This is a genomic window from Bacillus salitolerans (assembly GCF_042680805.1).
GTDB classification, from domain to species: domain Bacteria; phylum Bacillota; class Bacilli; order Bacillales; family SA4; genus Bacillus_CJ; species Bacillus_CJ salitolerans.
This window is the reverse complement of the sequence record NZ_JBHUEM010000003.1, coordinates 66,728-90,613: the sequence shown is the minus strand read 5'-3', so window position 1 is coordinate 90,613 and position 23,886 is coordinate 66,728. Positions and strand designations below refer to the sequence as shown.

21 protein-coding genes, 1 pseudogene and 1 other annotated feature are annotated in these 23,886 nt (G+C 36.0%); of the genes and pseudogenes, 10 read left to right on the top strand and 12 right to left on the bottom strand.

What is annotated here, in order from left to right:
* Positions 1–161: 161 nt before the first annotated feature.
* On the bottom strand, positions 162–845 hold the full coding sequence (gene mecA, locus ACFSCX_RS01995) for an adaptor protein MecA (RefSeq protein ID WP_377926427.1): 684 nt from the start codon (positions 843–845) through the stop codon (positions 162–164).
* 392 nt (positions 846–1,237) lie between these two features.
* Here mecA and ACFSCX_RS01990 point away from each other — a divergent pair, with 392 nt between their 5' ends.
* Entirely contained in the window at positions 1,238–1,912 is a 675-nt protein-coding gene (locus tag ACFSCX_RS01990) for a TerC family protein (protein WP_377926426.1), read from the top strand.
* 33 nt (positions 1,913–1,945) lie between these two features.
* Here the strand turns inward: ACFSCX_RS01990 and spxA are convergent, their stop codons facing one another.
* Positions 1,946–2,344, bottom strand: a complete 399-nt coding sequence (gene spxA, locus ACFSCX_RS01985; protein ID WP_377926425.1) for a transcriptional regulator SpxA — start codon at positions 2,342–2,344, stop codon at positions 1,946–1,948.
* A 397-nt stretch (positions 2,345–2,741) separates the two neighbouring features.
* On the opposite strand from spxA, the gene ACFSCX_RS01980 reads away from it, so the two are divergent.
* Together ACFSCX_RS01980 and ACFSCX_RS01975 are read left to right on the top strand one after the other, a co-directional pair.
* Complete coding sequence (locus ACFSCX_RS01980; protein ID WP_377926424.1) at positions 2,742–3,959, top strand: efflux RND transporter periplasmic adaptor subunit; 1,218 nt, start codon at positions 2,742–2,744, stop codon at positions 3,957–3,959.
* Positions 3,960–3,965: 6 nt separating this feature from the next.
* Positions 3,966–7,019: an efflux RND transporter permease subunit gene (locus ACFSCX_RS01975; protein WP_377926423.1), complete on the top strand. Its 3,054-nt coding sequence runs from the start codon at positions 3,966–3,968 to the stop codon at positions 7,017–7,019.
* Positions 7,020–7,258: 239 nt separating this feature from the next.
* On the opposite strand, the gene ACFSCX_RS01970 is transcribed toward ACFSCX_RS01975, so the two are convergent.
* Positions 7,259–7,837, bottom strand: coding sequence for a GNAT family N-acetyltransferase (locus ACFSCX_RS01970; protein WP_377926422.1), 579 nt, complete (start codon positions 7,835–7,837; stop codon positions 7,259–7,261).
* A gap of 185 nt (positions 7,838–8,022) precedes the next feature.
* On the opposite strand from ACFSCX_RS01970, the gene ACFSCX_RS01965 reads away from it, so the two are divergent.
* Complete coding sequence (locus ACFSCX_RS01965) at positions 8,023–8,217, top strand: hypothetical protein (RefSeq protein ID WP_377926421.1); 195 nt, start codon at positions 8,023–8,025, stop codon at positions 8,215–8,217.
* Between the two features lie 518 nt (positions 8,218–8,735).
* Here the strand turns inward: ACFSCX_RS01965 and ACFSCX_RS01960 are convergent.
* Positions 8,736–9,944, bottom strand: a complete 1,209-nt coding sequence (locus ACFSCX_RS01960) for a putative glycoside hydrolase (RefSeq protein ID WP_377926420.1) — start codon at positions 9,942–9,944, stop codon at positions 8,736–8,738.
* Positions 9,945–10,361: 417 nt separating this feature from the next.
* On the opposite strand from ACFSCX_RS01960, the gene ACFSCX_RS01955 reads away from it, so the two are divergent.
* A complete protein-coding gene (locus tag ACFSCX_RS01955) occupies positions 10,362–10,823 on the top strand; it encodes a PilZ domain-containing protein (protein WP_377926419.1) in 462 nt (153 codons plus the stop codon).
* A 120-nt stretch (positions 10,824–10,943) separates the two neighbouring features.
* Positions 10,944–11,186: a hypothetical protein gene (locus ACFSCX_RS01950; RefSeq protein WP_377926418.1), complete on the top strand. Its 243-nt coding sequence runs from the start codon at positions 10,944–10,946 to the stop codon at positions 11,184–11,186.
* On the opposite strand, the gene ACFSCX_RS01945 is transcribed toward ACFSCX_RS01950, so the two are convergent.
* The 5 genes from ACFSCX_RS01945 to ACFSCX_RS01925 all read right to left on the bottom strand — a co-directional run bounded on the left by ACFSCX_RS01945 (position 11,178) and on the right by ACFSCX_RS01925 (position 16,972).
* Entirely contained in the window at positions 11,178–12,113 is a 936-nt protein-coding gene (locus ACFSCX_RS01945; RefSeq protein WP_377926417.1) for an ABC transporter ATP-binding protein, read from the bottom strand. The two genes, ACFSCX_RS01950 and ACFSCX_RS01945, sit on opposite strands and share 9 nt — an antisense overlap.
* Positions 12,106–13,182 carry an ABC transporter ATP-binding protein gene (locus ACFSCX_RS01940; RefSeq protein WP_377926416.1) on the bottom strand — a complete coding sequence of 359 codons (1,077 nt, stop codon included), beginning with the start codon at positions 13,180–13,182 and terminating at the stop codon, positions 12,106–12,108. Before ACFSCX_RS01940 ends, ACFSCX_RS01945 begins: the two co-directional genes overlap by 8 nt.
* Before the next feature lie 20 nt (positions 13,183–13,202).
* Positions 13,203–14,219 carry an oligopeptide ABC transporter permease gene (opp3C, locus tag ACFSCX_RS01935; RefSeq protein ID WP_377926415.1) on the bottom strand — a complete coding sequence of 339 codons (1,017 nt, stop codon included), beginning with the start codon at positions 14,217–14,219 and terminating at the stop codon, positions 13,203–13,205.
* On the bottom strand, positions 14,219–15,148 hold the full coding sequence (opp3b, locus tag ACFSCX_RS01930; RefSeq protein WP_377926414.1) for an oligopeptide ABC transporter permease: 930 nt from the start codon (positions 15,146–15,148) through the stop codon (positions 14,219–14,221). The genes opp3C and opp3b overlap by 1 nt, the downstream gene beginning before the upstream one ends.
* Before the next feature lie 138 nt (positions 15,149–15,286).
* The gene (locus tag ACFSCX_RS01925; protein WP_377926413.1) at positions 15,287–16,972 is read right to left on the bottom strand and encodes a peptide ABC transporter substrate-binding protein; all 1,686 of its coding nucleotides are present in this window, start codon (positions 16,970–16,972) and stop codon (positions 15,287–15,289) included.
* 392 nt (positions 16,973–17,364) lie between these two features.
* Between ACFSCX_RS01925 and ACFSCX_RS01920 the strand changes: the two genes are divergently transcribed.
* The 4 genes and pseudogenes from ACFSCX_RS01920 to ACFSCX_RS01905 all read left to right on the top strand — a co-directional run bounded on the left by ACFSCX_RS01920 (position 17,365) and on the right by ACFSCX_RS01905 (position 21,443).
* Positions 17,365–17,748, top strand: coding sequence for a DUF3899 domain-containing protein (locus ACFSCX_RS01920; RefSeq protein WP_377926412.1), 384 nt, complete (start codon positions 17,365–17,367; stop codon positions 17,746–17,748).
* Between the two features lie 41 nt (positions 17,749–17,789).
* Positions 17,790–18,033: a binding site (T-box leader), on the top strand.
* Positions 18,034–18,089: 56 nt separating this feature from the next.
* Positions 18,090–19,076, top strand: coding sequence for a tryptophan--tRNA ligase (gene trpS / locus ACFSCX_RS01915; protein WP_377926411.1), 987 nt, complete (start codon positions 18,090–18,092; stop codon positions 19,074–19,076).
* 435 nt (positions 19,077–19,511) lie between these two features.
* Positions 19,512–20,492: pseudogene (locus ACFSCX_RS01910) on the top strand (cache domain-containing sensor histidine kinase); the annotation flags it as partial.
* Positions 20,487–21,443: a methyl-accepting chemotaxis protein gene (locus ACFSCX_RS01905; RefSeq protein ID WP_377927051.1), complete on the top strand. Its 957-nt coding sequence runs from the start codon at positions 20,487–20,489 to the stop codon at positions 21,441–21,443. The pseudogene ACFSCX_RS01910 and the gene ACFSCX_RS01905, both read left to right, overlap by 6 nt.
* A gap of 30 nt (positions 21,444–21,473) precedes the next feature.
* Here the strand turns inward: ACFSCX_RS01905 and ACFSCX_RS01900 are convergent, their stop codons facing one another.
* The 3 genes from ACFSCX_RS01900 to opp4C all read right to left on the bottom strand — a co-directional run bounded on the left by ACFSCX_RS01900 (position 21,474) and on the right by opp4C (position 23,879).
* The gene (locus tag ACFSCX_RS01900; RefSeq protein ID WP_377926410.1) at positions 21,474–22,229 is read right to left on the bottom strand and encodes a YjbA family protein; all 756 of its coding nucleotides are present in this window, start codon (positions 22,227–22,229) and stop codon (positions 21,474–21,476) included.
* A gap of 116 nt (positions 22,230–22,345) precedes the next feature.
* Positions 22,346–22,555 (bottom strand): hypothetical protein, encoded by a 210-nt coding sequence (locus tag ACFSCX_RS01895; RefSeq protein WP_377926409.1) that lies wholly within the window; start codon positions 22,553–22,555, stop codon positions 22,346–22,348.
* Between the two features lie 403 nt (positions 22,556–22,958).
* Complete coding sequence (opp4C, locus tag ACFSCX_RS01890) at positions 22,959–23,879, bottom strand: oligopeptide ABC transporter permease (protein WP_377926408.1); 921 nt, start codon at positions 23,877–23,879, stop codon at positions 22,959–22,961.
* Between the last annotated feature and the right edge of the window lie 7 nt (positions 23,880–23,886).

Sequence of the window (23,886 nt, the reverse complement as noted above, 5' to 3'; positions counted from 1 at the left end):
ATTTCTTACTAGTTAGAATTGGAAATACCAAAGTAGATTTACCTGTTATCTAAAAAACCGATTCCTACTAATGGAACCGGTTTTACTATTTATGCTTAAAGTTGACAATAGAACTTTTGCCCAGTTATGTTCACTTTGAATGAATAGCGAAATAGTTTCGTTTATTTTCTTAGTGGAAAATGCTTTCTAATTACACCTAATGCATCCTCAATGGCAATCTCTTTACCATATTCCAATAAACGGTGTATCGTTAATTGACTCTCAATTCCGAATTCAAGCATAAGACTAAGAATATTATCAAGGTCTTCTTCTTCCACATCATCCATAAATTCCACGTATAAATAATACTTATTTTCATATAAATATAAGCTATTGGCTATATCTGTTATTTTTACTGCATGACTCATTGAAATGACATCTTCAAAGTCGTTAAATCGAAGCATAAACTGCAAGGAATCATCGATATCATCCACTTCAATTATTTCGTGATCGGTTTGTTTTGAATGGAAGTGTTGATCTAACAATGACTCAATTTTATCGTCTACTGGGAGGTCCATGGTTTTATCATCTGCTAATGGAAGTTCGAACTTTTGACCGTCCTTCGATAATTGTGCCTTTGTCACCACTACTTCTATTCCTTTTTCCATAGCTTGAACTTGAATCCATAGTGGCCCTTCAACAGAGAACTCTTCTTGGTTATGAACTTCATCCATCATTTCCCAAAAAAGTTCTTCACTTCTCTCTCTATTGTACCAAATTTCTTCACGATCAAAGCCTCGTTCTTCAATATCACCATACGTAATATAAAACTTTACCGTATGTTCGTTAATGCGTTCAATTTCCATTATTCACCTCTCCCTTCTGTTCTGAACTATTGAAGGGACTTCTAACCCCCAGAGCGGTTTGCTCTTTTATTACAATGTTCCCATTTTAATGTAACATCAATCGTAACATAACAAAGTTTCTAAATCGAGTGTTAAGTTTTAGCATTTTGTGCTGTTTTAGATAAAACCTTGTACTTCTATTTTATGATAAATTTATGATTTAGGGAAATAAAATACTTCTTTTTCTCAAAAAACAAACATATGCCTATTTAGTAAGTCCATAGGCTTGTTTTTTCTACATTAGTAACTATGATTTGTCTTGGCTTATTTTTGATAATGAATTTGTCATTACTTATTGGTTTTCTAATAATACTAGCAGTGTGTATGAAAAAAAAAAGATAAGGGTGTTCAACGTGGATGTAGAATTTTTGACAGCACTTTTCATAATTATTGGAATTGATATCGTTCTAGGCGGAGATAATGCCATTGTGATCGCATTAGCAAGTAGGAACTTACCTGAATCACAAAGGAACAAAGCCATTTTTCTTGGAACTGGATTAGCCATCGTTGTACGGATTTTATTGACGATTTTAGCTGTATATTTACTAAAAATCCCATTTCTCCAATTAGTCGGTGGTGTTCTTTTAATATTTATTGCTTATAAGTTATTAGTTGATGATGAAGATGATACTTCAAAGATAAGAGCTGGTGTTACTCTATCTGCTGCTGTAAAGACGATTGTATTCGCAGATATTGTCATGGGCTTTGATAATGTCATTGCTGTTGCTGGAGCTGCACATGGTAACATCTTTTTAGTGATAATTGGCTTACTAGTCTCAGTCCCAATAATTATTTGGGGGAGTAAAATAATTCTTTACTTAATGGAACGATTCACTGCTTTAGTTTACGTTGGTGCAGGTATTTTAGCGTTTACCGCTGGAAAAATGATTACACATGAAACTCGGTTGATTGACTTCTTTCATGGAAATGAAATGATGAAGGTAGCACTTCCTATTGTCATTATCATATTGGTCTTGATCGCGGGATATTCTAGAAATACGTACTTCAATCGTAATAAAGCTGCATAAAAAAAACTTCTACACAAATGTGTAGAAGTTTTTCTATAAGTTAACAAGTCTTTGTGCTTCACGAAGTTGGAAGGTTCTAACTCTTCTTGGTAAGAATCTTCTAATTTCATCTTCATTATACCCAACCTGCAAGCGCTTTTCATCAATGATAATCGGTCTACGTAATAAACCTGGATTCTTTTGAATAAGTGAATATAAATCTTGAAGAGGTAGAGATTCTAAATTAATATTCAACTTTTGAAAAATTTTCGATCGAGTTGAAATGATTTCATCCGTACCATCCTCTGTCATTCGAAGTATTTCTTTAATTTCCTGGATTGATAATGGTTCAGATAGAATATTTCGTTCTGTATATGGTATTTCGTGTTCCTCTAACCATGACTTTGCCTTACGACATGATGTACAACTTGGTGATGTATATAATGTAACCATTTATACTTCACTCCTTTATATAAATTCCTTATTGAAAATGATTTTCATACTTATATTACAATAACTACAAAATTAAAATATTTACATTATTATTATAAACTAAAATACAAAATAAACATAGGGCATATTCTTGACTTTTTTTGACGTATTGGTGAAGTGTCGTCCTCCTTCCAACAAACATAAAAATGATATGTATACATATAAGACGAGCTACCTCGTAAAAAGTTTCAGATATTTTACTCTATACCCAAAAAAACTGAACAGAAAACCAACGTTTGTCACAATTTTGCTATATTTTTTAGGTTTCTCATTCTAATAGCAGATTAACTTTTGGTTTTTTCAAACCATACATGTTAATTTTATCTTTAGACATCCTAATCTTTAGAGGTGAAGATCCTTGAGAAAAAAACTTTTCTTCCTAATTATACTTTCCTTTTTATTAAGTAGCTGCTCTACGAAAGAAATTACAAAACAAAATTCACGAAATGAAGTAGCACCCGTGACAACAGCTTCCGTTCAAAAGAAGTCAATCAATGAATCGATTGATATCTCTGGAGTTGCAATTCCTCATGTTCAGATACCTTTCTTCACAATTCAACCCTTTGAGGTTAAAAGTGTTCATGTACAGGTCGGTGAGCAAGTAAGCAAGGGAGACATCCTAGTATCACTAAATGATGAAGCTGCGAAGAAGCAACTGCAAGCGGCAAAAGAAGCCGTTACAAAGATACAAGATGCAATTACAGCGGCAAAAAAGGCTTTACCTACAACTGAACAACTAACTCAATTGAACAATCTACAAAATGAAGTAAAACATGCATTAGAAGAAACAAGAGACTTATTGCAGCAACTTCAAAATGATAATGAAAATGTAACTCTCGAACAAGTCATTGAAAGTTCAGTACAAATAACATTAAAGCAGGCAGAGATCTCGACTTTTACAAATCAAATGCAGCAGTCGCCGTCAGGTACAATCATGCAACTAGAAACTCAACTATCCCAGGCAAAACAAAACGTAGAACAAGCAAAGCGATTAGTGGAACAAACTGAAATAACTTCCCCTGTTGATGGGGTTGTATCATCAATTAATGTAACAGAACAAATGACGGCTGCTCCAAGCATACCACTAGTAACTGTGATCCAACTAGATCAAATCAATGCAACCTTCCATGTAAATAGCTTTGATGTGGTAAAGCTGAAACAAGGAGAGATTGTCGATGTTACCTTTGCAGGAATAGATAAGATCTATAAGGGAGAATTAAAATCCATTTCACCTAGCATTGATCCTGAAACTAATTTATTTACTGTAACAATTCCTATTGAAAATACCGATCAGCATATAAAGGGCGGTATGAAAGCCACTGCCACGGTAATAACGAATTCAGTCAATGATACACTGGTAATCCCTATTCATTCAATCCTGTTTGAAGAAGATCGGCCGTATGTCTATGTTGCTCAAGAAGGGGTAGCCATACGCAAAGAAATCACAATTGGCATTAGACAATCTGATGTAGTTCAAGTTTCTTCTGGTTTGAAAGAAGGAGAATTTGTAATTGTTGAGGGGAAGGAACGCTTAACAAATGGAGATTCCATACATGTATCCAATAAAGAGAGTTGATGTCCAATGAACCTATCCAAACTTTCAGTATTACGTCCCGTAGCCATGTCAATGGTCATTCTACTTCTTCTTATTTTAGGGGGAGTAAGTGTTAAAAATATGACGGTTGATCTCTTTCCTGATCTCACCTTTCCTATTGCGGCTGTAACCGCAACCTATGATGGGGCAGGTCCACAGGAAATTGAAAAGTTACTAGCAGAACCTATTGAAAATGCAATGGGTACGATTCCTAATGTTGAATCTATCACCTCCTACTCTCAAAATGGAGGTGCTCTTATTGTCGTATCATTTAATTGGGGAACTGATATGGATTTTGCTGCATTGAAAATGCGAGAAAAATTAGATGTAGTTCGGGATTATTTACCTTCAGGTGTACAATCACCTCGAGTCGTTCGTTTTGATCCTAGTGATTTACCGATCATTCAACTTGCGGTTAAAGATGTAAGTAATGAGATGACAGAAGCAAAACGGTTAGCTGAGGATCAAATAAAACCACTTCTTGATTCCGTGGAAGGTATTGCCTCGGTAACTATCGAAGGAGGAACTGAACCGGAGATCAGGCTAATTGCAAATCCTACTCATCTATCTTCCTATGGAGTTACGCTTGAAAACTTACAACAAATGATTGGTTCAGAGAACATAAATCTCCCAGCAGGTTCTCTACTAGATCAAAATCAACAACTCCCTATTCGAATAACAGGTCAGTTTGAAACCATATATGACATCGAAACACTTCCAATTCCTACAAAAGAAGGTATTGTTCCGTTAAAAGAGCTCGTTCACATTCAAGAAACGTTAAAGCCAGTCGGGCAATTGAGCTTTTTAGATGGTGAGCCAAGTGTAGGTATATCAATATTGAAGCAATCTGGCACAAATACAGTTCAAGTTGCAGAAGCCATTCATCGTGAAATAGAGTCATTTCATAAGAATTTGCCGGAAGGTATCGAAATTAAAACAGTATTTGATCAAAGTAAATTTATAAACCAATCTATATCTGCTGTAACCTCTAATATGATTATTGGGAGTATATTGGCTGCTCTTGTCCTGTATTTATTTTTACGAAATATTAGAAGTACGTTAATAATTGGTTTTTCTATACCGATATCGATTGTAACAACCTTTGTTTTTATGTATTTTAGTGGACATTCACTAAATCTAATCACAATGGGCGGACTAGCGCTCGGAATAGGAATGATGGTCGATAATGCCATCGTTATACTTGAGAATATATATAGGCTCCGTCAGGAAGGATACAATAAAAAAGACGCATCCATTCTAGGAACAAAGGAAGTTGGTCCGGCAATCATTGCCTCTACTCTTACGACCATTATCGTGTTTTTACCAATCGTGTTTGTGGAAGGTCTAGCAGCTCAATTATTTAAGCCGCTTGCTATTGTTGTATCGTTTTCTTTGTTTGCATCATTATTTACTGCCTTGATTATCGTTCCATTGTTCTCATCTCAATTTTTAAAACTTAATTCGAAGGAAAAAGTAATTAACCCAAGATATACATCATTCATTGTTCATTATAAATCCATTTTGACACAGGCGCTTAATCACCCTAAAAAGGTTGTCGTCATTACATTTTCGATCTTACTGGTGTCTTTGGTTGGAATTCCCTTTATAGGTACAGAATATTTACCTGCCCAAGATCAAAGTTATATAAACATGTCAGTGAAACTACCAGAAGGAAGCTCACTAGATGCTACGTATAATGTAACTGAAAGAATAAATGAACAGATTATTGATGTAAAAGAAATTGACTTAACCTTCGTCACAGTTGGTGGAGGTAATAATTTTTCATTAGCTACAGGAACACAAACAAATCAAGCAAATTATACCATCTTGCTAGTTCCTATAGGCGAACGTTCTCGTTCCGATCAAGAAATTGCAGAAGTAATTAGGTCCAAAGTAAAGGATTTACCATACGCTGAAGTGTCTGTGTCGGCTAGTGAGTCCGGATTCTCAGCTGATCCCATTTCTCTAAAAATAACTGGGCCAAATCTTGCTGTTCTTGAACAACTAGCTGATGATACGATGAGACTAATCTCAAATGTTAAAGGTGTTAGGGAACCAAGTACGAATTACACAAAAGGAAACCCTCAAATCACAGTAAATATTGACCGAGAAAGAGCAAGTCATTATGGAATTGGTAGTGCGCAAATCGCTTCTGTTATTACTAATGCAACAAAGGGAGTCGTTGCAAGTCGCCTTGCTAGAGATGGAAGTGAACTAGACATTAGGCTTGTTGTTGATGAAACATATACTTCCTCTGTTGAAAACTTGTCTAAGCTATTAGTATCATCTCCAATAGGTGCAAAAGTTCCATTACATGCCATTGCAAAAGTGGAGCGAAGTCAAGGACCGAGCCAAATTACAAGAACCAACAGGTTACGTGAAATCACAATCAATGCATCCATCGTAGATCGAGATTTAGGAAGTGTAACAAAAGATATTGAGAATACACTTCGTGATCAAATTGTGTTCCCTTCGAACCAATATAAAATAACGTTTGGAGGACAAGATGAGCAAATGAATGATGCATTTTTCAAATTATCACTTGCTCTTTCTCTTGCGGTTGTTCTTGTTTATATGGTAATGGCAGGACAATTTGAATCGTTTAAGTATCCATTTATTATCATGTTCTCTATTCCACTTACTATTATAGGAATTATTGTAGGATTGATCATAACAAACCAACCCTTTGGCGTAGGTTCGCTTGTTGGGATGCTCATTTTAGCTGGAATTGTTGTTAATAATGCAATAGTGCTAGTCGATACGATTAACTTATTAAAAAAACGTGGGATGGATACAGTGGAGGCAATACTACAGGCAGCACCTACAAGACTAAGGCCGATTTTTATGACATCATTAACAACCATATTAGGACTCATCCCCCTAACATTAGGGTTTGGAGAGGGGACTGAAATTCAGCAACCTATGGCGATTGTCATTGTGTTTGGATTGAGTGTTTCAACTATGATCACCTTGATCGTAATCCCTGTTGTTTATTATCTATTTGACAAGAAAAAACAGGTTCAGGTAACAGAGCAGTCTTGAACAAAAGGCTCATGGCGCCCCGTTTAGGCTAAGGCAGAGCAAAAGTTCCTAAATGAGAAAAAGCGTGCTTTTTCCCTTATACTCATTTAGGGTTATTTGACCTCGATTAGGATGAAATGGCAAAGTTCGTCGCCATTTCATCTTGACTGGGAGCTGAAGTTGGACTTAGCCGTAACAAACTTAACACCAGAAACTTATACTTTCATAACGTATAAAAAGGGACCCAACATGGGGTCCCTTTAAATATCCTTTAATATATTGGTTGTATCATCGAGATCATCTTTAAATGTTAATACTTCCTCTACATCTTGATAGGATTCTCCATATATTTGTTTATCTTTATACGTATGGATCATTTCATACGCTTTTTTCATTGCTTCAAAGATCGCTTCTTCATTTTCAGAAGTTGGTGACCAGTATAAAATCTCCATTTCATTTATCTCCTTTGTTGCGAGTGAACGTCTACTATAACCTATTGAATGTGCATGCACAAACCCTTCTCTTTTATAAAATTTAAGCCTCTTCTCCGTATCCGTATCCTCATAATTAACAGGTTCAACCTCAAGAATAACTGGTTTTCCCTTTGCTTTTAACTTCTCGAGAAGTTTATGTCCAAGGCCTTGCCCGCGTGCATCCTTTGATACGAATAAATAATCAATGAAGATAAACTCATCAAACTCTGCATACATTAACACATGATGAGGACCCTCATCTTTATGATAAATATCAGCTCTTTCTTGTAACAATACGTCCATGTGTTCTTTTGACTTCATTTCCTCCACAGGAAAATATTGACTGAGTTTCTCATACCAATTCATGAATCTTCTCCTCTTTTTCATAATGAATTCTATAAACACAAAATATTTCAAAAAAACTCGATTTATGATAGTATATATCTAAAAGTACTTTACCCCTCTTTTCATTTCACTAAACATTTAATACAATAATAATAGAGGGAATTATTCTTATTCCCTTTTAAAGGAACGAGGTGGAGGTACATATAATGTTTGAATATATTGTTGATTTTACATTAGTTGCTCTTTTAGTGATAGGAATTACAGCCATATTAGGTGTTCTTACAAATGGTATTGGTGAAAAGGTTTTTGGAGGTGGAAAAGGAGACCCAGAGAGCTTTAATCATTCTGCTCAAACACAAAACGGCTGGAATCAAGTTGGTGGAAAGAAAAGAAATAAGTGATTTAAAAAGAACCACATCGTAATTGAATGTAGTTCTCAGAGTGACGATAAAAGGCATCCGAATTGCTCTCATTCGGATGCCTTTTTTGTATAATAAGTGTTTTCAAGTTTATTTTCAGACCTCTAATTTTTTTTTACCATTTCTGGACTTTGCCATGCGATAAGCACGAGTTTTCTTTCCGTTACAACTTTCTTTTCTATTAGCACATGCCTTAACGTGTAAGAATCAACAAAGACGTTTTATCAGCTGCTTCTTTTAATATCCGATAGAAAATCTGTCCAAACAAGTCTGTATCTTTGTAGCGGAATGGCACTCGACTCCTGCGGGAGTAGGTGGGACCGGTGAGACCCCGCTGGCGTTCACGCCGAGGAGGCTCACCGCCCACCTGCGGAAAGCGAGTGCCGTGGAGCGAAGATCACCTTGTTTAAAATAAAAAGACTGTAGCAAACTCGATATTACAGGGAGTTTGTCTACAGTCTGAGAACTACATAGGAATTTGATGTAGTTCTTATTTTATATTAATTTAATGGGGTATAATCAACACTTTCAGTGTACGTGTTCCCTGCGTTCCACAGTAAAAATTCTTTAATACCATTTTCATTAAGTGCTTTAATTTGTGCCTCTACCTCTGCTTTTCCGTATTTAATGTAATTACCTTTTCCTAAATAAGATGCCGTAAAATCTTGAATCCAAGGTCTCGAGATTGGAGGATTTGCTAATTCACTTAGCTTTTTATTTTCCACCTTTGCATATTCAGAAACTAATCGATATGGCTCTAAATCAGGCTTTGAAATACCGAAGTAGGCTGTCCAGTGACTTGGATAGATCATGGACGAAATCACATCAACATGTTCTGAGATTTTGGAGAAATTTTGACCTATCCCTGGAGCTTCCGGTAGAGTAGCCGTGTAGCCAAAAATATCTACAGAAACCTTCACACCGTAAGGTTCCAGTTGCTCTTTCGCATATTTGACAAAGTCTGTAACAGCTTGGACTCGCTTTTGAACATTGTCCAATTCTGCATTCTTATATTCTCCCATGTTATAGGTTAAGACCTCGTCTCTCTTTTCAAAACCCTCTGGAAAACGGACATAATCAAACTGTATCTCCTGGAAACCAAGCTTTGCGGCCTCAATCGCAATTGCCACATTATGATCCCATACTTCCTTTAAAAATGGATTAACAAAAGATTCATCACGTCCATTTTTCCATACTTGCCCATTCTCTGTAAAGGATAAATCTGGTCTTTCCTTTGACCACACACTGTCCTTAAATACAACAACGCGGGCAATTGGATAAATTTTATGTTCTTCTAATACTTCTAGTTTTTCTCGCACATTCTTTATATATGGTTTTCCAATTGAATGTAGAGGCGATGTTTCTTCTGGTACATACGTGATATTTCCCCAGTCATCTTTTATGTCGATAACCATTGCGTTAAGCTCAGTAGTGTCCATCAAGTGCACTAACTTCTCAAAACGGCTGCCTCCAGTTGAATGCCCAGTAACATACACTCCTCTTATAGCATCCGGATACTCGAATGTTAAGCCTGAATCAAAAGTAAATCTTGCAATCCTTTCTGGTAATTCACGCTTTTCTAATGATATTTCTTTGTGAATGTGATTCTGAACTGTTGTTGTTTCAACCTTCTCAGCATAAGTTACTCCAGAAAATAGTAACCCACTTATAATAATTGCTACTAATGATGTCTTGATAAATTTCCCCATTATTGCAGTCTCCTATCTATATTGTTACTCTTATTATAAGACAAAATCCGACTAGAAGAAGCATTTTTTGACACAAATTTTAAACTTCTGCTTATCATGTGAAAGGATAATAACACTTTGTGACAATACGGTTTAAAAACAAAGCTTCTTCTTTCTATACTTATGAAAAGGAAAGCTATATTCATGCATTTTTTTTATACATTTAATTTACTATCAATTATTATTACGGAGGTATAACAATGAATGAATGTGAGCGTTTACTAACAAAAATATCAACGATTACGCATATTGGGTCAAATACCTCATACTTATCTAGAGTTAAAAAAATAAGCAACAATAAGCTTGTTTTTCAAATGCTCACTCCCATACCAAAGAATAATAATATCAAGGAAGGTTCACTTAGAATCTTAATTGAAGATGAAACACAGACATTTTATTCTTGAAGGTACATTACATAGTGTTTCACAATTTGGTGATGAAATTTACTTCTTTATCACTCCAAAAACTAACATCCTTCAAAATAATAAACGACAATACAGACGTTATTCTATCCAAAATTTAATAAGTAGTATTGCTTTAATCTCAATTCGTGCCTTTAAACCAACTGAAAAAATGGACAAATGGTCAAAAGTTCAATTGTTGGATATTAGTGCTGGGGGAGTCAGAATTTCTAATTCAGAGCTTTCAGTAACACATTCAATCGTCCAAATTGAAATAGGCTTTCCGATTACGAACAATGCATTTTTTCTTATTGGAGAAATCACCCATAAAACAGAAAGTTATACTTCAATTAAGTTTATCAATATTACAGAAGAAGAAAAGGAAAAATTAAACGATCATTTAGAAAAAATGCTTTTGAAATTTAACGAGTTAAAATAGAAGAAATACATCGCCGAGTCCTTTCCTCAAGCGATGTTTTGATACTCATTTTTATCTCATCATTCAAAGTTAGAATGAACAAATGGGTCAGTGCGCCAGTTTTTGCCTAAGGCAGAGTACATGTTCTTTCAAGAAAAAAGGGTGGTTTTCCCTATTATTCATGACTGGTTATTTGAACAAGGAAAAAGTGATTTTTCTTTTTCCCTCGAGCAGGATGAATGGCAAAGATTGTCGCCATTTCATCTTGGCCTGGCGCTGGGGCTTGATTTAGCAGTGGCATTGTATAAACTAAACACCAAAAATTTTCACTTTCTTAACTTACAGAAAAAAGCAACTGGCATAAGCCAATTGCTTTTATTTTGATACCTTTGATGTGTATTGCTTGAATTCAGATTCAGAACAATATACAAAGTGTCCTGGTGTGATTTCGCGCATTGTCGGTTCTTCTTCATCGTAGTTATGTTGATCAGGATCATACATGATACGTTTTCTTGTTTTTTCTGTATCTGGATCTGGAAGTGGGATCGCAGATAATAAGGAACGCGTGTAAGGGTGAACGGGATTATTGTATAACTCTTCACTTGTCGCAAGCTCTACAATCTTCCCACGGTACATTACAGCGATCCGATCACTAATGTATTTTACCATGGATAAGTCATGGGCAATAAACAGGTAGGTTAAGCCTTTTTCTTTTTGTAATTTCTTTAATAGGTTAACAACCTGCGCTTGAATGGATACGTCAAGAGCTGAAATCGGCTCATCAGCAATGATGAAATCTGGATCAACTGCTAGAGCACGAGCAATTCCGATACGTTGACGCTGACCACCTGAGAATTCATGTGGGTAACGGTTCGCATGCTCTTTATTTAATCCAACCGTTTCAAGCAGTTCATAAACCTTCGACATACGCTCTTCTCTATTTTTCGCAAGTCCGTGAATGTCGATACCTTCAGCAATGATATCAGCCACTGTCATACGTGGATTTAATGATGCATAAGGATCTTGGAAAATCATTTGCATTTTGCGGTTAAATTTCTTTAACTCTGCTTTCGATTTTCTTCCGTGTACGTCCACACCATCATAAATTACTTCTCCACCAGTAGCATCATAGAGTCGAATAATCGTTCTACCTGTTGTAGATTTACCACAACCAGATTCACCAACAAGTCCAAACGTTTCACCTTTTTTAATATCAAAAGTAATACCATCAACAGCTTTCAGCGTATTTCCTTTTCCAAGTCTAAAATGCTGCTGAAGGTTTTTGATTTCTAATAGCGTTTGATTACTCATTACGGTCACCTTCCTTTACCGCAACTGCTGATTTTGAAGAAGTGAGTCTTCTCTTTTCCATCATACGTTGTACAGTAGCTGGCGGCTCAACTTTAGGAGCATCAGGGTGTAATAACCAAGTTGCTGCATAGTGAGTATCAGATACTTTAAACATTGGAGGTTCCTTTTCTAAATCAATCTTCATCGCAAATTCGTTACGCGCTGCAAATGCATCCCCTTTTGGAGGATCTAATAAATCAGGTGGTGAACCAGGAATTGCATATAATTCACTGTCGCCAGATTCTAAACTTGGCATCGAGCTTAACAGACCCCAAGTATATGGGTGTTTAGGATTATAGAAGATTTCTTCTGCTTTACCGATTTCAACAATTTTACCACCATACATAACGGCAACACGGTCCGCCATGTTTGCTACAACCCCAAGGTCATGGGTAATAAAGATAATGGACGACTCTGTCTTTTGCTGCAGATCCTTCATTAATTCTAGGATTTGTGCTTGGATGGTTACGTCTAATGCTGTTGTTGGCTCGTCAGCAATTAATATCTTTGGATTACAAGCAAGGGCAATCGCGATTACGACACGTTGACGCATACCACCAGAGAATTGGTGCGGGTATTGCTTTAGACGAACCTCAGGTTGCGGAATCCCAACTAGACGTAAAAGTTCTAGTGCACGTTCTTTTGCCGCTGCACGACTAATTTTTTGGTGTTTTATAATCCCTTCCATTATTTGATTCCCAATTTTCATCGTAGGATTTAATGATGTCATTGGATCTTGGAAAATCATCGAAATTTCAGAACCACGGATTTGCTGCATTTGCTTTTCATTTAATTTTACGATGTCTTTACCATCAAATAATATTTGTCCACCTTTATATTTCCCTGGTGGAGTTGGAATTAGCTTCATAATAGACTTTGAAGTAACTGATTTCCCTGAACCAGATTCCCCTACAATCGCCAGTGTTTCACCCTTATAAAGGTCAAAGCTTACGCTACGAACAGCATTGACTTCACCAGCATACGTGTCAAAGGCGATTTGCAAGTCTTTAACTTCTAGTACTTTTTCCATCTCTCTCTCACCTACCTTGTTTAATCACGCATCTTCGGATCTAATGCATCTCGAAGACCGTCAGCTACCAAGTTAAACGCTATCATTAATACGCACATGATAATTGATGGAAACGCCATCATATGTGGGTATGTCTGTAATGATTTATATCCATCCTCAATTAAAATACCTAATGAAGATAATGGAGGCTGTAATCCTAAACCGATGAAGCTTAAGAACGCTTCAAAAAAGATTGCTCCTGGGATTGTAAACATTGAGTTAATAATGATAACTCCAGCCACGTTAGGAATTAAGTGTTTTGTTAAGATACGGCTATCAATTGCACCAAGTGTACGTGATGCCAATACGAACTCTTGATTTTTAAGTTTCAAGACCTGTCCACGGACAATACGGGACATCCCGATCCATCCAGTTATTGTTAACGCTATAATAATAGAAGTTAAACCAGGATCTAATATTAGAATCATTAAGATAACAACAACTAGATTTGGTATTCCTACTAAAATTTCAACTATACGCTGCATGACATTATCTACACGCCCACCATAATATGCGGAGATTCCGCCATAGGCAACCCCTATTAACATATCGATGGCTGCAGCTACTAACGCAATGTATAAGGAAATACGTGTACCTTCCCATGTACGTGTCCATAAGTCACGTCCTAAACCATCTGTACCAAACCAATAGTACTCATCTACGCCTTTCATTTCATAAGCGTCATTCCCCATAGTATCCACACCATTTAATCCAAGCCAGCTAACATTCTCTAAAACTGGCACTTTTGGTGGCAATTTTGCATGACGAAGGTTTTGGTCGTCAATTCCATGATGATTAAACATTGGTCCAAAAATACAAAGGAAAATAATGACGAAAATAAAGAAGATTCCTACAATCGCTGCTTTATTCTTTCGTAAACGTAACCAAGCATCTTGCCAATACGTTAAACTTGGTTTTGCGATTTTTTCACTTTTCGTAACATCAACTTCAGCTGGTTGAAAAAGTTCTTTTGGTAATTTTTCATTTTGTACAGTCATTAGCTCTTACCTCCAGCTAATCGAATACGTGGATCGATAATGCCGTATAATACGTCAACCACGAATACGATAAAGATAAACAGTCCTGCAAAGAAAATCGTTGTCCCCATGATCATAGGGTAATCATTTGTATTGATAGAACGTACGAATTGCTCCCCTAAACCAGGTATTGAAAAAATCCTCTCAATAACTAGGGTACCTGTCATAATATTAACAGCCATTGGTCCGATTACAGTAATTAATGGAATTAATGAGTTCCTTAGTGCGTGTTTAAATACAACAGCTGTTTTTGAAACACCTTTCGCTCTTGCCATAACAATATAATCTGAGTGTAATACTTCGATCATTTCAGTTCTAATAAAACGGGCAGATACTGCGAGTGGTCCAATTAATAATGCAATTGTTGGTAAAACGGTGTACATTGGCCCATCCCAGAATGCAACAGGGAACCACATTAATTTTACCCCAACCCAGTATTGCAGAAGTCCCGCAAATACGAAAGACGGAATTGCTATACCAAATACCGCAACTATCGTAGAGATATAGTCAAGTGTACCATTTTGATTAACCGCTGAAACAATACCAAGTAAGATTCCTAAAATAGTACCAATTAACATAGCCTGGAATCCAAGATGTGCAGATGGTCCGATACGGTCAAGAATCAATCCAGTTACACCACGGTTATCGAATTGGAAGGAAATCCCTAAGTCCCCTTGCACTAAATTGCCAATATACTTTACATATTGAACAGGAACCGGATCATTAAGACCATACTTCTCAAGAATAATAATTCTTTGTTCTGGAGTTAGTTTTTCTTCCATGGTAAGAGGTGTACCCGGCATGAGCTTCATTAAGAAGAAAGTAGCAGAGGCAATAATAAATAATGTGAAAACCATGTAGAAAATACGTTGAAGTAAATACTTTGTCATTATATGTGCACCTCCTAAGTATAAGTGAATTAGCCTGAATCGTCAGTCTATTCGAGAATGTTCGACAATTTTTTAACAAGGGAAAAGAGAGTATGTCTTACACATACTCTCAACCCCTTCAGTTCTTGTTGCAAAATATTACTTTTGAATAGAAGCCCACTTGTAGCTGAAATCAGGTCCAAATGAATGCTCTAATACGTTAGTTACGTAAGGTTGAATTAATCTTGCAGCTCCACGTTGGTATAGTGGTGCAAGTGCAGCATCTTCCTCAAGAAGGATACGCTCTGCTTCTTGCATTGCTTCGAAACGTGCTACTGGGTCACCTGCAAGAGTTGTTTTTGCATCTTGAATTAGTTGGTCATACTTAGGATTTGAATAACCCATCATGTTGTGACCACCACCAGTTACCCATAGATCCGCAAATGTCATTGCATCAAGGTAGTCTGGACCCCAACCTGCGAATTGTAAATCGTATTCCATTTTTTCATCAAGCTCTAAACGTTGCTTAAATGGTACGTTTAATAGTTTGATTTTTAAACCTTGAAGGTTTGTTTCTAATTGGTTCTTGAAATATTCTTGCATCTTAACAGCTGTTTCAGTGTCTCCACCTAGGATTTCTAACTCAACTGTGTCAGTTCCTAGAGCTGCTAGTGCTGCTTGCCAGTGTTCTTGTGCTTTTGCTACATCGTAAGTGTTGAAGTCACCATGCTTCGCACGGAAATCTTCACCAGTTTCTGGGTGTGTTACAAATTCTGCTGGTACAGCATAGTATGCTGGGATTGAACCGTTATTAAGAATTACATCAGCAAGACCTTGCTTGTCGATTGCCATAGAGATCGCTTTACGAACATCAACATTAGCTAATGCTCCACCTCTAGATTGGTTAAACTTGAAGTAGAATAATGTTGGCTCACCTAATGTTGAGAAGTTAGGGTCAGCCTTATACTTATCAACGAATTCAGCAGATAAACCTACACGGTCGATTTGACCAGTTTCATATAAACTTACAGCAGTAGCTGTATCTTTTACTACTTTAACGTTAACCTTTGAAAGTTGAACTACGTCCTTCTCCCAGTAGTTTTCGTTCTTAGTCATTACCCAACCTTCTTCATGCTTCCACTCAGTTAACGTGAATGGACCATTATAGATTAGGTTTTCAACTTCTAAACCATAGTTTGCACCTTGAGACTCACGGAACTCTTGGTTTTGTGGTAAGAATGTTGCGAAAGTTGTTAAAGATAGGAAATAAGGAACTGGTTGCTCTAGAGTAACCTCAAGAGTTTTTTCATCAAGAGCTTTTACTCCTAGTTCGTTTAAGTCTGTAATTTCACCAGCGTTAATCTTGTTCGCGTTCTTAATATCACCTAAGATGAAAGCGTATTGAGAAGCACTTGCAGGATCAACTGCTTTTTGCCATGAGTATACGAAATCATTAGCAGTAACTGGCGTACCGTTAGACCACTGTGCGTCACGAAGCTTGAACGTGTAAACTAATCCATCTTCGCTAACTTCATGGCTTTCAGCCATACCAGGAACTGGTTGGTTGTTTTCTCCAAGTCTGTATAGACCTTCAAAAACTTGGTTCATTACGTTAAAAGCAACAGCGTCTGTTCCTTGTACAGAATCCATTGTTGGGATTTCTGCTGACTCAAGTACGTTTAATACTTGCTCAGCTGCTGGTTTTTCTTCATTTGTACCATTGTCATCTTTTGAACCTGTGTCGCCCTTAGTAGCATCATCTGTCTTTCCGCCACCACAAGCAGCAAGGAACAAGCTTAGTACTAGTGATAGTACTAGTAACATCATCCATTTTGAATTTCTCATGGATAGGTAACCTCCCCTTAAAATAAATTTCCTTTTCCTAATAGATGTTTTGCATCTACAAAAAACATTATACAAGTTTTCTAACTATTTTGCATTTATTTTTTTTACATTGTTAACAGATTCCCTTAATATATTTACGTTTTCATTACAAAAAATAGGTCTTTAGAACTATTATATGTAATGTATTTAATTTTATCTAACCATCCAAAATTTGCTTATTTATGTTTAGATATGTATTTTTATTTTCTATTTTCGTATTTAGTTGATAGTTTTTCGTCCTTCTTATATTATTAGCTTTGTGTTTATATACACATTTTATTAATAAATAATTTTTCAGATAAATTAAGAAATAGTTAAATCCAGTAGAAATATGCATATTTTAGGAGGTACCTATGTACAAAACTAAGGAGTATAAAGCCATCACTATATCATTTATCATCTCAATTCTAGTAGCAATCTTATTCTCTTACTTCTATTATAAAGAAATTACGATTCTATCTTTAATTAATGGATTATTCATGGTTGGGTTACTGCTATTCATTTTAAGTGGTGCATTCTATATATTAAGAAGCGGCTTTTTTGATACAATGACATATAGTTTCAGACGTTTTTACAAATTATTCTCAAAAACAGGTCAACAATTAGGAAATGATCTAGATCAGATGGCATTGCCCTCTCAATTAAACTATCCCATGTTAAAACCATTATTTCTATCAAGTATAATGACGTTATTATTAATGCTGATATTGTTAACGATTTTTTATTTAAGCGCTTGATTTTGTCATGTATATTTACTATAATAAGAAAAAATTTACAGTGTTATGCAATGATGAAGATAGTACATATTGTCAGATCTTTTCAGAGAGCCTGAGATGCTGGAAACAGGTATGATCGCAATATAGAATGGGCTTTTGAGCATTTAGACCGAACAGCCGTTTCGCTTAGTAGGCTTTAACGTTTTCCAAACGTTACATTGGATACCATATGTTAGTATGGTAGCTAAGTGAATTCACGTATGATGTGAATTAATTAGGGTGGCACCACGGTCATTCGTCCCTATCTTTATGGGATGAATGGCCTTTTTTTAGTTTCTTAAATTTTTTAGGAGGTATTTAACATGAAAACAATATTTTCAGGCATACAGCCTAGTGGATCATTGACACTGGGGAATTACTTAGGAGCATTGAGACATTTCCCACCACTACAAGACGAATACAAATGTTATTTCTGTATCGTGGACCAGCATGCTATTACCGTACCACAGGATCGATCAGAGCTTAGAAAAAATATAAAGAGTTTAGCTGCTCTTTATATTGCAGCAGGTATCGATCCTAATAAATCCACCTTATTTATTCAATCAGAAGTTGCTGCACATGCGCAAGGTGGATGGATTATGCAATGTATTTCTTATATCGGAGAATTAGAAAGAATGACACAATTTAAAGATAAATCACATGGAAAAGAAGGAGTTTCAGCAGCTTTATTCACATATCCTCCTTTAATGGCAGCTGATATTCTCCTATATAATACAGATATTGTTCCAGTTGGAGATGATCAGAAACAACACCTTGAATTAACAAGAGATTTAGCTGATCGCTTTAACAAAAAGTATAACGACATCTTTACAATTCCTGAGCCCAGAATCTCAGAGGTTGGTGCAAGGATCATGTCACTTCAAGAGCCTACGAAAAAAATGAGTAAGTCTGATGAAAATAAAAAAGCTACAATATTTATTTTAGACGATCATAAACAAATCGAGAAAAAAATTAAAAGTGCTGTGACGGACTCTGAAGGAATTGTTTCTTTCGATAAGGAAAATAAACCAGGCGTTTCAAATCTCTTAACTATTATGTCTGTTCTATCTGGAAAACCTATCAAACAACTAGAGAAAGAATTTGATGGAAAGGGTTATGGTGAATTTAAAGCTAGTGTGGCAAACGTAGTGATAGATGCGTTAATGCCTATTCAAGAGAAGTACTATCAGTTAATTGATTCAGCAAAACTGGATGACTATTTAGATCAAGGAGCTGAAAAAGCAACCATCGTGGCAAATAAAATGCTGCGCAAAATTGAAAACGCTATGGGACTTGGTAGAAAAAGGTAAAAGGTGCACCGGAATCGGTGCGCTTTTTTTTGATTAGTTCCACTTTTCTTCTATATTATATACTTTTCGTAAAGACTATTCGGATTTTAACAACTGTCATTCTAGTATCCTATGATCTGTAAAAAAAATTAGAACCTTTCTACTATCATTCATGCTATAATAGTTTTAATATTTTGCCATCAAGGGGGGCTTCTAGTGCAAAGGTTGAAAAAACTTTTTCCTCGAAAACCAAAGAAGATTAAATTTGAGAAAGAGAAAAAGCCGTTTACTTTATTTAAGAACATTAAGAAGAGACAAGGTCAAAAGAAGCAAGGTAAACGATTGAAAGTAAACGTGAATGGGATTAGCTTTAAGCTTAATCTTGCGTTTATTTCATCTCTTATTGTTTTCGGTATTGTGTTAAGTGTTATTATTACACCTATTATTGGATCAAATATGGAAAAATCTATCGAAGATCAGTCCTTATCTATGGCACAAACACAAATGAAAACGATTGAAAACTATGTAAATACTACTGTGGAAGAACTAAACTTAATGGCTGATATTCTTGTTAACCAAGAGGTTACAGCGATTAGTGACGGTTACTCTAAGATGAGAGGTTCTAATACGAAATTCCTTGATATTTACCACATTGATGTAGATGGCAAGGAGGTTATGAGGAAAGGTTATTCAACTGTATTAAGTGATCGAACGAATGATCTCGCATTTACTGAAACCCAATCAGGTTCTCATTATGTCGGTCCATTAGCTGTTCAAACAAGTAATATGGGTGGTCCTAGCTTTTCAATTGAAGTAGCAGCACCTGTTACGGATTTATTAAATAGGCCAATTGGAATTATTGGTACATATTTAGATACATTCACGATTTGGAAAGAAACTAGAGGAGAAGCTAGTGAAAATGCTAACCAAAGAATGTTCCTTGTGTCAAAAGAAGGATACGTTGTGGCAGCTGACGATCTTGAATGGGTGAAAAATTTTAAGGACTCTGATGGGAGCATTACTCCTTTATCTAACCACAAAGGTATCCAACATTTTATGAAAGAAATTGAAAATACAAATTTCCAAGAAACTCCTACGTTACCTGGAAATGGTACGTACGCTAATGAAATTGGAGAAGATCAAGTTACTTCCTATTTTTATAACAATGATCTAGGTTTAGCCATTTTTGTTGAAACACCAGTTGATGTAGCATTTAGTTCAATAACCAAGATTCAGCGAATTATCCTTATAGTAATCGTTCTTTCAGTAATTGGGATCGGAATATTTAGCTTTATCTTCTCACAACGAATTGTTGCACCTTTAAAGCAGCTAATCGCTATTACAAAAGAAGTTGCACAAGGTGATTTGACAAAGCGCATCTCATTAAAAAGAAAAGATGAAGTTGGTGAGCTAGCTACCTCTTTTGACGAAATGATTGATAATCTCCAAAGTATCGTTAAGAATACACAGGATGCTTCACAAACAACCTTTAAAACATCTTACGATTTAAGAGAAGCCGCTAAGGAAGCTGCCGCTACATCAGAACAAATTACAGCAGCTATTGACGAAGTTGCAAAGGGTGCAGAACAACAAGCAGCAATCAGTCAGGAAACAGATGAAAAAGTGAATCAGTTTATGGGTGTAGCCGCTCACTTAGAAGAACAAAGTCATACTGTGATAGATACAGCAAAACAAACACAAGATAGTATTTACTCTAATCAAAAAATACTGGAAAAGTTAATTGCTGGAGTTCATAGCTTAGCAGAAGCTACATCTGATTCTTCTAATGAAGTAAAAAATCTTGAAAATCAAACAAGACAGATTAGAAAAATCATCGAACGCTCTAATGAAATTGCAAGCCAAACAAATTTACTAGCCTTAAATGCTAGTATTGAAGCAGCACGTGCTGGAGAGCATGGAAAAGGGTTTGCCGTTGTTGCCGATGAAGTGAGAAAGCTTGCTGTAGAAAGTAATAAAGCAACTGTAGAAATTGAAACGATTATTAAACTAATCCTTGGATCTATTGAAGTTGTAGGGAATAAGATGATGAGTAGCATTGAGAAAGCGAAAGAAGAAAGTAATTCGGCAGAGTTGGCAAAAGATGCTCTAACTGAAATCGTTCATTCAATGGATAAGGTTCTTCAATCAGTTGGTACGATGGATCAATTACTAATTGAACAGAAGGAATACATTACGAGTATTCAAGATCACTCTAGAGAAGGATTGTCTTACGCAGTTCAAGCAAGTTCATCAACTGAAGAAGTTGCCGCATCATCTATACAAGCTACGGATAATATGAACGGTGTAATCACTAATATTGAATCATTACTATCAATGGCAGAACAACTGAATGAGTCAGTTAAACGCTTCAAAGTTGAAGAAAAATAATAATAAAGGAGCCAATAATTGGCTCCTTTATTAATTCACACGAGTTTCTTGCTCTAACTCCCATAATTTTTCAAAGAATGGTTGTCCTTTTATTAAATTTTCACAGAAATCAACATGTCGTTTACTCCAGCCATATTGTATTTCTTCATATAAACCTTTCCAAGCTTCTTCAAAGTTCATATGCTGGATTTCTTTATATTTAGCTGGATCCCAATCTGTGTACCAATATCTAATTTCAGCTACATTTTTTGTGGAATAAAGCTGGTCTAACGCCATGAAAAGAAGTTGCTTTAATTGTCTCTCCTTACGAGTCAATCCACTCATAAAAACTGGTGATGGCGATAAAATATGATACTCCTTGCTTGCATGAAGTTTATCTGACTGCTGAAATTTATACGGAGTAGGTGCTTGATCAGATACCATATCATAGACAAGTTGTTCTTGTCTGGGAATTAATCGACTCTTACGAATCGGAATATTATATCCGATTGTGTCTACCGCCAATATTCCGGTACCATCAGTTACGACAAAACAATAATCGAGTTGTATACGCTCATGATTTTTTCGTAAGTACGATTTTTGAAAAACATCATTTAGAAGTTGTCCGGGTAATTCCATTAAATCGTTCTCTATGTAATGGAACAACGTTGAATCGATCTTTATTAGTGGGACTTGGTCCAATAGCTCAACACTATCATCTTTTCGCCATTCATGGAAATGACATACATTGTAGCCATTTTCTTCACCTTCAAACCAATTTACCCATACATCATGCAGATACAACATATATTACCCCTCACTTTATATCTGTTGTTTGTTAACAATCAGTATTGGCAAACTGTAGCTAAAATATTCCATGAGTGGAATTTCTTTCACTATTATCTTTTCATTAGACCGATATTCTAGTCTTTATTACCTGGTAAATAAATACTCCCCCATATCGTGAACACACCTAAAGGAAGCAAGTAACATTCAATTCGTTTTGAAATAAACAAAAAATATTCTATATACCCATGTCCTGTTGCGAGTAAATTTAAATAGGCAATCGTAGATATTCCTCCAGCAACCGATATCCCAAAGCCTAATAAAAATAGAAATAATCGAAAAATCATAGCACCCTACCTCTAATGCATTTTCTCAAAATAAACCACCCCATACTCGTCCAATTTCCTTGTTTAAATATATGATAGTGATGCTGATAAATATGTACATGCCCTATAAAAAAAATAAAAAACTAGCCTATCGCCTTACGATTTCCTTGATTGCGACAGTTTAGCTGTTAGTTTAGTATTCATCTTCTTCTCCGGTTAACAGAACAAAAGGCTCAGGGCTCTCCGTTTAGATTGAGACAAAGCATTTGACCTTGACTAGGATATAATGGCAAAGATCGTCGCCATTTCATCTTGGCTGGGTGCTGGAGATAGATTTACCCGTAACATTGAATAAACTAAACGGCAGAAACTTATATTTTTTTCACTTAATAAAAAAAATCTATCACGATTTGTGATAGATTTTTTAACGGTGTGATTTTGGATTAAATGCATCCTTTAATCCTTCACCTACAAAGTTTATGGATAGAATGGTTAATGTAATGACAGCTGCTGGTGGCATCCATATCCACCATTTATTTTTTAATACATCTGGATTGCGTGCCTCTTGAAGCATGTTCCCCCATGTTGGAGTATTAGCAGAGACACCGAACCCTAGGAAGCTTAATCCCGTTTCTACTACAATCATGACAGCTAATACTAGTGTCGCCTGAACGATGATGGTAGACATTACATTCGGCAAAATGTGCTTCATAATAACTTTCAATGGAGAACAGCCAATCGAGATGGCACTAAGTGTGTATTCGTTTTCTTTTTCTGATAACACTTTACTTCTGACAAGACGGGCGATTCCACCCCATGCTAACAAACTTATGACGACTATTAATGTTAATAATCCAGAGCCTTGAAAGATTGAACTTAAAACGATAACAAATACTAGAAAAGGGAACGTTAAAATGAAATCTGTAAACCTCATTAGTGCATTATCGATCGCTCCACCGAAAAAACCAGCAGTTGCACCAATTACAGTACCGATGATTGATACTGAGATTGTAATCGAGACAGCTAAAGTTAAAGAGACTCTACCGCCATAAAGAATTCGAGCATATACATCACGGCCCGCTTTGTCAGTCCCAAACCAAAACTCTGTCGAAGGTTCCTTTGCCATCTGAAGAAGATTTACTTTAAGGGCTTGATCGTAAGGAATCGTTAAGAAAGGGGCAAATATCGTTACTAACCCAATAAAGACAAGAAATCCTAAGCTTATCATCGCAGGAATGTTACGTAAAAACTTCCGCCTCGCTATTGCCCATGGAGATTTCCCCTTTGATACCAGTTTTTTATCTTTCACGATTATCGTTGTCTGCTGTTCCGTTACTGGTTCCATGGTTTCA